This window comes from Chelatococcus asaccharovorans (assembly GCF_003201475.1).
Classification (GTDB): Bacteria; Pseudomonadota; Alphaproteobacteria; order Rhizobiales; family Beijerinckiaceae; genus Chelatococcus; species Chelatococcus asaccharovorans.
The window spans coordinates 92,812-102,793 of the sequence record NZ_QJJK01000018.1; the positions used below are offsets into that span (position 1 = coordinate 92,812).

14 protein-coding genes are annotated in these 9,982 nt (G+C 65.1%); 3 read left to right on the forward strand and 11 right to left on the reverse strand.

Going from position 1 to position 9,982, the window contains the following annotated elements:
* Positions 1 to 15 precede the first annotated feature (15 nt).
* From C7450_RS30310 to C7450_RS30335, 6 genes are read right to left on the reverse strand one after another with little or no spacing between them, the layout of a single operon-like run.
* Positions 16 to 417: a type 2 periplasmic-binding domain-containing protein gene (locus C7450_RS30310; protein WP_146227594.1), complete on the reverse strand. Its 402-nt coding sequence runs from the start codon at positions 415 to 417 to the stop codon at positions 16 to 18.
* Complete coding sequence (locus tag C7450_RS30315; protein ID WP_245450235.1) at positions 414 to 746, reverse strand: periplasmic heavy metal sensor; 333 nt, start codon at positions 744 to 746, stop codon at positions 414 to 416. Before C7450_RS30315 ends, C7450_RS30310 begins: the two co-directional genes overlap by 4 nt.
* Before the next feature lie 56 nt (positions 747 to 802).
* Positions 803 to 1,249, reverse strand: a complete 447-nt coding sequence (locus C7450_RS30320; RefSeq protein ID WP_110378235.1) for a hypothetical protein — start codon at positions 1,247 to 1,249, stop codon at positions 803 to 805.
* The gene (locus tag C7450_RS30325) at positions 1,246 to 1,866 is read right to left on the reverse strand and encodes an RNA polymerase sigma factor (RefSeq protein WP_245450237.1); all 621 of its coding nucleotides are present in this window, start codon (positions 1,864 to 1,866) and stop codon (positions 1,246 to 1,248) included. Before C7450_RS30325 ends, C7450_RS30320 begins: the two co-directional genes overlap by 4 nt.
* 6 nt (positions 1,867 to 1,872) lie before the next feature.
* Positions 1,873 to 2,253, reverse strand: a complete 381-nt coding sequence (locus C7450_RS30330) for a hypothetical protein (protein WP_110378236.1) — start codon at positions 2,251 to 2,253, stop codon at positions 1,873 to 1,875.
* A 43-nt stretch (positions 2,254 to 2,296) separates the two neighbouring features.
* A complete protein-coding gene (locus C7450_RS30335) occupies positions 2,297 to 2,734 on the reverse strand; it encodes an EF-hand domain-containing protein (RefSeq protein ID WP_110378237.1) in 438 nt (145 codons plus the stop codon).
* A gap of 229 nt (positions 2,735 to 2,963) precedes the next feature.
* Between C7450_RS30335 and C7450_RS30340 the strand changes: the two genes are divergently transcribed.
* Positions 2,964 to 3,389 (forward strand): EF-hand domain-containing protein, encoded by a 426-nt coding sequence (locus tag C7450_RS30340; RefSeq protein WP_110378238.1) that lies wholly within the window; start codon positions 2,964 to 2,966, stop codon positions 3,387 to 3,389.
* Positions 3,390 to 3,535: 146 nt separating this feature from the next.
* The gene (locus C7450_RS30345; RefSeq protein WP_110378239.1) at positions 3,536 to 3,964 is read left to right on the forward strand and encodes a BA14K family protein; all 429 of its coding nucleotides are present in this window, start codon (positions 3,536 to 3,538) and stop codon (positions 3,962 to 3,964) included.
* A gap of 97 nt (positions 3,965 to 4,061) precedes the next feature.
* Here C7450_RS30345 and C7450_RS30350 read toward each other — a convergent pair whose 3' ends face one another.
* The 5 genes from C7450_RS30350 to C7450_RS30370 form a co-directional block, all read right to left on the reverse strand.
* The gene (locus C7450_RS30350) at positions 4,062 to 5,036 is read right to left on the reverse strand and encodes a Bug family tripartite tricarboxylate transporter substrate binding protein (RefSeq protein WP_110378240.1); all 975 of its coding nucleotides are present in this window, start codon (positions 5,034 to 5,036) and stop codon (positions 4,062 to 4,064) included.
* A gap of 131 nt (positions 5,037 to 5,167) precedes the next feature.
* Entirely contained in the window at positions 5,168 to 5,791 is a 624-nt protein-coding gene (locus C7450_RS30355) for a nuclear transport factor 2 family protein (protein WP_110378241.1), read from the reverse strand.
* Between the two features lie 108 nt (positions 5,792 to 5,899).
* Entirely contained in the window at positions 5,900 to 7,405 is a 1,506-nt protein-coding gene (locus tag C7450_RS30360; RefSeq protein WP_110378242.1) for a tripartite tricarboxylate transporter permease, read from the reverse strand.
* 21 nt (positions 7,406 to 7,426) lie between these two features.
* Positions 7,427 to 7,891: a tripartite tricarboxylate transporter TctB family protein gene (locus C7450_RS30365; RefSeq protein ID WP_110378243.1), complete on the reverse strand. Its 465-nt coding sequence runs from the start codon at positions 7,889 to 7,891 to the stop codon at positions 7,427 to 7,429.
* 249 nt (positions 7,892 to 8,140) lie between these two features.
* Positions 8,141 to 9,565: an aldehyde dehydrogenase family protein gene (locus C7450_RS30370; RefSeq protein ID WP_110378244.1), complete on the reverse strand. Its 1,425-nt coding sequence runs from the start codon at positions 9,563 to 9,565 to the stop codon at positions 8,141 to 8,143.
* 181 nt (positions 9,566 to 9,746) lie between these two features.
* Between C7450_RS30370 and C7450_RS30375 the strand changes: the two genes are divergently transcribed.
* A partial coding sequence (locus C7450_RS30375) for a leucine zipper domain-containing protein (RefSeq protein WP_170147493.1) occupies positions 9,747 to 9,982 on the forward strand: 236 nt, incomplete at its 3' end.

Here is a 9,982-nt window from a genome sequence, read left to right on the forward strand (position 1 = left end):
CTTTGGCCGGCCCGTTCAGGCCAGCACCGCGGTTCGCCAGTCGCCGGAGCCGATGGCGTGCGCGGCCTGTTCGCGCAACATCCCCTCGAAGATCTTGATCGCCTGCGTCAGAGGCCGGTCTTTTGACGATGCCAGCATCCATTCGATGTCGAAGCCGGTGATCGGCGCAGCGGAGATTTTTCCGGCCACGAGGTGGTCGTGAAGACCGCAATAGGAATAGACAGTAAAACCCAGTCCCTGCGAAACCAGATCGAGCGCGATCGTCGCGTTGATTTCAGCGCGTTTCGGCATCTCCTTGCCGTTCCAGGCGCCATTTCCATCATATGAATGGGTCCTGACCCTAAGTTGCTGGCCCAATGGGTCCCATCCGGAGGACGCCGAAGCGGCTGCGACCTGCGGCGTCGAGCCGCCCGTCAAGCCGAATGGCGGGCCCGCCTCAACGCCTCCAGAAGAAAATCCTGCAGGAGCGCTTGTAAGGCGTCCGTCGATGTCCGGACTTTCGCCATCGCACGCTTCACCTCGGCCTCGTCGAAGGGGGATTTGCCGGCCGTGGCGGCCAGTTCGCGCCGCGCCGTGCGCAAGTCCTGGATTGCCGCGGCCGTCCTCTGCCGGTTCTCGCCCAGGACACGACGAAACTCCCGGCGGATGTCCTCGGAATAGGACGCGGCGACGCCCTCGACCAGGATATTCGTGCCGCGCGCGCCCCAACGGTCCTTCAGGACAAAGCCCAGAAGAAAAAAGTTCATCACAAGTGAAACCAGAAGCACGCCCGCCAATAACGGGCGCATCCAGGGACGCTGTTTCATAGGGCACCGCGCATGTTCCCGGATATATCCGCGAGAAATTGAGGTATCGGCTCCCCTGCCGCAAAGGACAGAAGCGCGTCATCAAGTGCCTCCGCTCCAGAACCCGCCAGCATATAGCCAAGCACCGCGGCCGCCACGAGAACGACCGAGAAGCTTGTAGCAACCGCCGGCACGCGCCAGGCGCCGGCGATCCCGCCCACGGCGAAAATCGGGCTCCGCTTGGGCTTGATACGCTTCAGAACCTCGCGCGTCAGGGCCCGCTCGTCGCCTGGGGTCGCTGCAGCTTCCCGGACAATCCGGTCGAGATCCTCGTCGTCGTTCACATCGCCGGTCTCGCGTTCTCCTTTCAGAAAGACGTTCGCCTCCTGCCGATAGGGCGCCGGCCACGCCGTGATGTTACTCCCAAAGCGGCGTTGTAATCTCTCGAAAGCATCCCTGTTCATAACGATGTCCTTTCCATCGCTTTTTTATTGTCGTCAGCATCCGCGGCCCGATCTCTCAGCGCCCGCCTCGCGCGGACAAGGAGTTGTTCGACCGAGCCGACCGTCGCGCCCATGACCTCGGCAATCGTCGGCACATCGAGATCGGCCACCGCGCGCAGGAGAAGCGCCATGCGCTGGCGTTCGGGGAGTTGGCGAAGGCCGGCACGGACACGCGCCAGTTCCTGCCGCGCGCCGGTGGCCGCCTCCGCATCAATCTCGTCCGCTGGCAGGAGTTCATGCAGGTCCTCCAACCCGATGAAGGCGCGCAGGCGCCGCCACCGGCGCAGGTCCTTGCAGCGGTTCGCGGCAATCCGGTAGAGCCAGGTCGTCGCGCGGGCCCGGTTCGGATCGAACCGCCCGGCGTGCTTCCAGACCGCGACGAATACGTCCTGGGCCACATCCTCCGCGTCCTCCCGGCTGTCGAGATAGCGCGCGGCAAAGTGCCGAAGGCCTCGCCCATGCCGCTCCATGAACCGAACGAGCGCAGCCTGCTCGCCCGCAGCGATACGGGCAAGCAGCCGATCGTCCTCGTCGCTTCCTCGCGCCCGGTCTTGGCCGGACGCCGGCGCTGCTTCCACGTCCCGTCATCTCCAGCGGCGATGAGCCCCGATAGCGACATTGCCTCTCGGTCCCGAGACGGCGCCGATCGAGCGAGCGCCGTAGGGGCCCCGCGCCGTTGCCCGCTCACCCGTGTAGGTCCTTCCGTTCGGTCCGGTTGCCGCGTAACTCCGGCGGCAGCGATCGACGACACCGTCGAGACATTTGGAACTCGAGGTATAGGTGCCGCCGTTCGGACCGACGCGCGTGGTCTGGCCGGAATAGACCGGCCCCTCGCCGGAGACGCTGCGCGTGAGCTGTCCGCCGCGAACCGTTCCGCGCGTCCCTTCGGCCGCATGGCCCGCTGTCGCCCCGGCAAGCGCGAGGAACCCGATCGCCATGAATGAAAGCCTGACTGACGCAATCATGATTGAACTCCTTGATCCATGAGGTCTGGGAAGATCGCCGCGGTCAACCGCGGAGACCGAGGAACAGACGGCGGATGAAGGCAAATTCCGCCGCGGATATCGTGCCGTCGCCGTCACGGTCGGCGAGATCGAAGAGAATGGACCGGGATCGGAACTCCTCGAGCGAGACCTTGCCGTCGCCGTTTGTATCCATGCGCCGCGCCGCGGTTCCCAGCCGCGCCTGCGCGGCGACCGCGCGATCGATGATCGCGTCACGCAGCACGTCGACTTCCTCGACGGAGATCGCGCCGTCACTGTCGCGGTCGAGCCGGGCGAAGAGACGCTCCCGCGCCGCCGCGATTTCATCGCGAGAGACTGCGCCATCGCCGTTTGTATCGAGCCGCAGGACCGGCGTGTCTGCCGGCTTGGACTGAGCCTGCGCAGCCGAAACGGATATCGTCGTGAGAAGTAAGAGTGCGAGCGCTGCCGAGCGACCTTGCATGGCGAGCTTCCTTTCGTGCGGGGCGCAACGGGATCGCGTTGCTTCGATCCATACGGGGCCGTGGATCGGCTCCTACGCGCGACCAGCGAAAATTCTCGGCCGCGAACACGCCGTGAAGCATGCCGCCTTCCGCGCCGGACAAAAATGCGCAGGGCCGCGTAGGAGCACGCGCCCCCTTCCGTAGAACACGGCATCGGGACGCACGCGCGTCCCATCAAGGGAGACCCGCATGATGAGGAACGTCGTCGCTTTGACTTTATTGCTGCTCGGCGCGGGCAGTGCCTCCGCCGCGGGTGCTGAGAATGCCCGGCAGATGTTCCGGCAGATGGATCAGAACGGCGACCGCTCGTTGCAGTTCGCGGAGATCCAGGCTGCCCGGGCACGGCTCTTCGACAGGCTGGACGCGAACCATAACGGCATCCTCGATACCAAGGAGATCGCGCAGGCCACCCGGCGTCTCGGCGAGGCGCGGAATGTCGAGATTGCCTCCGCGGAAGGCCTCGGCGCGCAGGCAGCGCGCATGGATCGCAACGGTGACGGCCGGATCTCGCGCGACGAATTCGCCCGCTTCATCCCCGATCGCTTGCTGCGCGCCGACACGAACGGCGACCGCTCACTCTCGCTCTGGGAGCTCAGGGCACTCCGGGGGAGCTAGACTAAATCAGGTGGTCGCCGCTTCACCGGATACGCCCCAGGCCGTTGCTCCTAAGCGCTGTCGTCACGCGAACCGGTGTCCACGCCGCGCGACAATGCTCCGACCGGCGCTTGGCACGGCCACACTCACAGGAACAGGATTGCAGCATGAGACGGATAGTGCTGACCGCGATCTGCGCCCTTATGCCCGCGGCTCAATCGATGATGGGGTCGGCCGATGCCATGCCCATCAGGCCTGCGCCGGCATCCGCGACGGATCCGGCCCTCATCGAAACGATCGCGCATCGGCGCGGCTTTTATGTCGTCGGTGGCGTCTATTACTACAACGGCTATCAGGGTGTCGTCGTCGCGCGCCCAGGTTACCGGTACTACCGGGGCTACTGGTTCCCAGCGGCCGCCTTTGCTGCGGGAGCTGCCATCGGCGGCGCGATCGCCCGTCCAGTGCCGCCGCCTCCTGCCGCGCTCACGGCCCATGTCCGTTGGTGCTATGCCCACCATCGCTCATACCGAGCGTATGACAATACCTATCAACCCTACTATGGACCCAGGCAAATGTGCTGGTCCCCGTATAATTGATAGGCGGCGGGCTGACCCGGCGCGGGAGGAAACGCCATCGTCTGCCACGCACGGCCGGGCGAATGCCTCGCCCAGCACCGCGGCGGCGAGGCGGTTGTCAGGTCGGCTGCACAAGGCCGGCCTCCACCAGCGCCTTGACCGAATCGATCTCGCGCTGGATCGAGCCGCGCATCTGCTCGGGCGTATTGGCGACGGGTACAAGCCCGAGCGATGCCAATTTCTTCTGGGCCTCCGGCGTCTCGGTCCACGCCTTGATGCTCGTCTGGATCGCGTTGACGATCTCCACCGGCATGCCCTTCGGCCCGACGGCCCCGAACCACAGCGTGGCCTCGAAGCCGGGAAGCCCCTGTTCGGCCACCGTCGGCACGGTCGGAAGTTCCGGCTGCCGGGCTGCGGACGTCACCGCCAGGGCCTTGATCTTGCCGTCCTTCAGATGCGGAAGGTAGTTTGACGGCGCGTCGAGCGCAAAGTCGATGTGCCCGCCCAGAATGTCGGACATCAGCGGTGGCGAACCCTTGTAAGGGATATGGTTGAGCGTGATCCCGGTCTGCAGGCCGATCATGGCCGCACAGATGTGACCCTTGGTCCCCGCGCCGGGATTTCCGATGTTCACCTTGCCGGGATTGGCCTTGGCATAGGCAATCAAGTCCGGAAACGTCTGCGCGGGGGCTTTGGTGCTCGCCGTGAGAAGCGCGGTGCTCTCCGCGACCACTGTAATCGGCGCGAAATCCGTCTGCGGGTCGTAGGCGAGATTCTTCTGCACCACCTTGTTTGCAGCGATCGGCGCGCTGCCGCTGACAAGGATGGTGTATCCGTCCGGCGCAGAGCGCGCGAGCTTGCCCCCAGCCAGCGCGCCGGCCGCGCCGGCGACATTCTCGACGACGAACTGCTGGCCGAATTGCGCGGTCAGGAGATCGGCCACGATCCGCGTGATGATATCACTGGTGCCGCCCGGAGGATAAGCCGAGATGACGGTGACCGGTTTAGACGGCCAATCGCCGGCCGACGCCCCCCCTGTCACCGTGATCAGGGCAGCCGATCCGCCGAGCGCGATGAGCTCACGTCTGTTCATTGTCGCAATCCTCCCGTTGGTCCCCGGATCATGACGCGGTGTGTCCGATCTCTTGTTTCCCAGCAGTAGCGCACTGCGCCGCGCTCCAAGAAGCGGCGACTGCGCCCATTCCGGCAGACGGAACGATGGTCTCAGCCGTCTCCGGCCAGCCAGCGGTCTTCGCCCCGATGGAATGCCTCGAGCGCCTCGGGCCGGTCGTCGCCCAGCAAGTCCGGATTGACGTTGACGCCCCGCGAATGCTGGATATAGGCGAGGAACCGGTAGGAGGGCCGCATCGTCGCGAGCACCTCCCAGTCGACCGGAAGGGTCTGCGAGGGGTTGACCGGCCGCATCTCGTCCCGCTCGAACAAGACCTCGAAGGTCAGAAGCTTCCATTGGCCGCCATCACGTCCGGCCCGCGAATGAAACCTGCAGAACACATGGAAGTCGATCTCGACGCCGTCGAGCATCGCACGGTTGAATATGGTGGCCGGGCTTTCCACTGTGGCCCTGTCGCCGTTCACCTGCGCGAAGGCCGGGAATACCCAGTGCTTGCTGTTGCCCGCCGACGCCATCCATTTGCGTGTCGCCTCGACATAGGCGTCACCACCGCGGCCGTCGTACCAGCTCGTCCGGATATAGGCATCCCGATGAAAGCATGCGCGCATCACATCGAAGCGCCGCTGGTCACGCGCAAAGCGCTCGCGGCGCACCAGATCGAAGAGCTCTTCCCGGTCGATAAGGCTTTGTAAGCGCTGGGCTTGATCCTGGGACATCGTTTCCTCCTGATGGCTTATCGCCTGTCATTCGCCGCGCGGCATCGACAGCAACCGGCATGGGACATTCCGCGCCCTGGGCCCTGGATGGCGCGCGTGCGCCCCCCCTCAATCGGCTTCCTGCAAGCCCTCATCCCGCACCGCGCGCAGGCGCGGCGACAGGATCGACACGACCAGCAGTGCCGCGATCACCAGCGTCCCGAGGCTCAGCGGGCTCGTGAGAAAGACGCTCGCATCGCCATGGGACAGGAGCAGGGTGCGGCGCAAATATTCTTCGGCCATTGGGCCGAGGATCAGTGCCAGGATAAGAGGTGCGGGTTCCGCCCCCACCTTCCGGAAGAAATATCCAAGCACGCCGAACATCGTCATCAAAAAGATGTCGAAAACACTGTTGTTGATACTATAGGCGCCGATCGCCGTAAAAACACAGATCAGCGGGAAGAGAAAGTGATAGGGCACCGAGATCAGTTTGGCCCATAAGCCGACAAGCGGCAGGTTAAGGAACAGAAGCAGCAGGTTTCCGATCCACATCGACACGATCAGCCCCCAGAACAAAGCCGGCTGCTGCGAGAGAATTTCCGGACCCGGCTGAACGCCCTGAACGATCAGCCCGCCGATCATCAGCGCCATCGTCGCGGTTCCCGGCAGGCCGAGCGTCAACATCGGGATAAAGCAGGTCTGTGCGGCAGCATTGTTCGCGGCCTCGGGACCGGCCACCCCTTCGATGGCGCCCTTGCCGAAGGCCTCGGGATGCCGCGAGAGCTTCTTTTCAAGCGCATATGCCGAGAACGATGACAGAAGAACGCCGGCCCCGGGCAGGACACCCAGCACCACCCCGACGCCCGTGCCACGGACGATCGGACCAATCATCCTCTTCCAGTCCTCGCGCGTCGGGAACAGGGTGCTGACCGGCGCGACGCTCGCGGCCCGCACGCGCTCGTTGTCGAGGTTGGCGAGAACATCACCGAGGCCGAAGATGCCCGTGGCGATAACCACGAAATCGAGCCCATCCATCAGATGCGGCATGCCGAACGTATAGCGCGCGACACCCGAGTTGACGTCGGTTCCGACCATGCCGAGCACCACGCCGAGCAGTGCCATACCGAAGGCGGTCAACAGCGAACCGCTGGTCAGCACCATCGACGTGATGAGACCGAGCACGATGAGCGAGAAATACTCTGCCGGGCCAAAGGTGAGCGCAAGGCCCGCCAGGATAGGCGCGGACACTGCGATGAACAGGGTTCCCACCGTGCCGGCGAAGAAGCTGCCGATGGCAGCCGCCGCCAGCGCCCGCCCCGCCTTGCCCTGCCTGGCCATCTGATGTCCGTCGAGCGTCGTCACGACCGACGACGCCTCGCCCGGCAGGTTCATCAGGATCGCCGTCGTCGATCCGCCGTACTGGGATCCGTAGAAGATGCCCGCCAGCATGATCAGCGCCGTATCGGCCGGCAGGCCGAAGGTGAACGGCAGCAGCATCGAGATGGTGGCAACCGGCCCCAAGCCCGGCAGCACGCCCACGGCCGTTCCCAGGAATACCCCGATGAAGCAATAGGCGAAGTTGGTGAAAGTCGTAGCGGTCGACAAGCCGAGCAGAATGCCGTCGAAGGTACCCATCGCGACCTCATTCCCTGTCCGTTAGAAGCCGCCGAGCGCCTTGAGCCAGGCTCCGGCCATCGGAATAGGCAAGCCAAGGAACCGGACGAACACCAGGCCGCAAACGCCGGCGAACACGGCCGCCCCAAGCGTCGCCTTACCGCTCCAGCCGAAGCGGTCGCTGGCCAGGGCGGCTCCCAGGATCAGGACGAAGACTGCCAAGGGCAGGCCCAGCCCCTCGATGAGGAGCCCGAAGGCCACAAGCGCCGCCGATACCATCGCTAGAGGCTTCCAGCGGATGGCCTCAATCAACTTCGCGTCGCCAAGGCGGCCGCGGAGAATGATAGCGGCGCCGATCAGGCTGAGCAGCGCCGAGACGATGAGCGGGAAGTACCCCGGCCCCATCCTGTTCGCGGTTCCCATCGGATATTGCAGCGCCATCAGAAGAGCGGCGACGCCGATGGCGACAAACAGGGTTCCAAGTGCGGTATCCTGACTTATCTTCACTTGGTCCCCCAGTTCTCGTCTTTTTGGTCTGCGCTTTGATCGGCCGGGCAGCGCCCGGGGGCCAACGCGTCATGAGACGCTGAGATTAGGTCGCGGTGCCCGGCAAAAGCAGCCGCCCGCTTGCAGCATTCCGTCACGCGGAATGAGCCGTCACGCCGATGCGGAAAAGCCGCGCATCTGCGCAACTAGCCTGATGCGGTGGCGACGCGGGTTGCGGCAACCCGATGCTTGCCTGATGGGCACCGGTCGCTAGCTGAGGTAGCCGACGAGCGCCTTCACTTCGAGATATTCCCTGAACCCGAAGATGCCGAATTCGCGCCCGTTTCCTGACTGTTTGTAACCTCCGAAGGGGAGGCTCCTGTCGAATCCCGCATTGTTGAGGTAGACGCGGCCCGCCCGGATCCGGTTGGCGACCTTGCGCGCGCGGGCGGCATCGGAGGATTGCACGAAACCTGCGAGCCCGAACGGGGTGTCGTTGGCGATCGCGATCGCCTCGTCCTCGGTGTCATAGGACAGGATGGACAGGACGGGACCGAATATCTCCTCGCGCGCGATCCTCATCGCCGGGGTCACGTCGCCGAACACGGTCGGACGCACGTAATAGCCGCGATTGAGGTCCGCCGGCCTGCCGGGCCCGCCGGCGACCAGGGTCGCCCCTTCGTCCAGGCCGGACTGGATCAGGCTCTGCACCCTGTCGAACTGACGCTGATTGACGAGCGGCCCCATCGTCGTTGCGGGATCGAGCGGGTCGCCGAGACGGATGCTGGCGATGGCGGCGCGGGCTGCATCGAAGGCTTCATCCTTCCGCGAGCGATGGACGAGCATCCGGGTCGGCGACTGGCAGTTCTGCCCCCCATTGGTATTGCAGGCATGGACGCCCGTCATCACCGCCGTCCTGAGATCGGCATCGTCGAGGATGATATTCGCGGACTTTCCACCCAGTTCCTGGGCCACGCGCTTGACGGTTTGCGCCGCCAATTGGGCGACCCTGATCCCCGCGCCCGTCGATCCGGTGAAGGACACCATGTCGATCTCGGGATGAGCTGCAATAGCCTCTCCGACCGTCGGGCCGTCGCCGTTGACGAGGTTGAACACGCCGGCAGGCAATCCGGCCTCGTGGATGATCTCGGCGAGCAGCATCACGCTGAGCGGCGCGATCTCGCTCGGCTTCAGGACCACGGTGCATCCGGTCGCAAGCGCCGGCGCGACCTTGGAGGCCACCTGATTGAGCGGCCAGTTCCAGGGCGTGATAAGGCCGCAAACACCGATCGGCTCGTGGCGGACGATGCCCGCGCCCATCCGTTCCTCGAAGGCGAAGCCCGCGAGAACGCGCGCCGCTTCCTCAAAGTGGAACAACGCAACCGTCGCCTGCCGTTCGGTGGCGAAGGTGATCGGTGCCCCCATCTCGAGCGTCATCGCGCGCGCCAGTTCCGGCAAGCGGGCGCGAAACCCCGCGACGATCTTTTCCAGCCAGGACAGACGCGCCGCGACACTGGTCTGCGCATAGCCGGCGAATGCCCGCCACGCCGCGCGGGCGGCCTTGTCCACGTCCTGCGCCGACCCCAGGCTGATCTGCGCAAACGGCTCTTCCGTCGCCGGATTGACCACGGCGATCGCGTGCGGTGACGCGGGATCGACCCACCTGCCGTCGATATAGAATTTCAGACTGTCCATCGGTTCCTCCCCTGTCGTCCGACGGTTCATCACGCTGCTCGTGGCTCCGCGGCTCGTATCAGGCGGCTGCAAACGTCTGAGCCACCCCCCCCTAGATGTCGAAGCTATGAAGGTTGTTCATCCGGGGCCGGGATGTGAGGTTGGGGTTGCGAAGCCAACCAACCCTGACCGGAGCGCCCGGATGAACATGCATGAGAATGCGCGGATGACCGTTCACGGTCGAGTCCTTCTGGTGAATCGGATCGTGGCAGGGGGCTGGCGCGTCGCGGATGCTGCGCGAGCGGCCGGGATTTCCGAGCGCACGGCCTACAAGTGGCTGGCCCGGTTCCGGGCGGGCGGCGAGCGGATGCTGCACGACAGGAGCTCGGCGCCCGGCCGGATGCCGCATGCGACACCGGTCGCGACGATCGAGGCCGT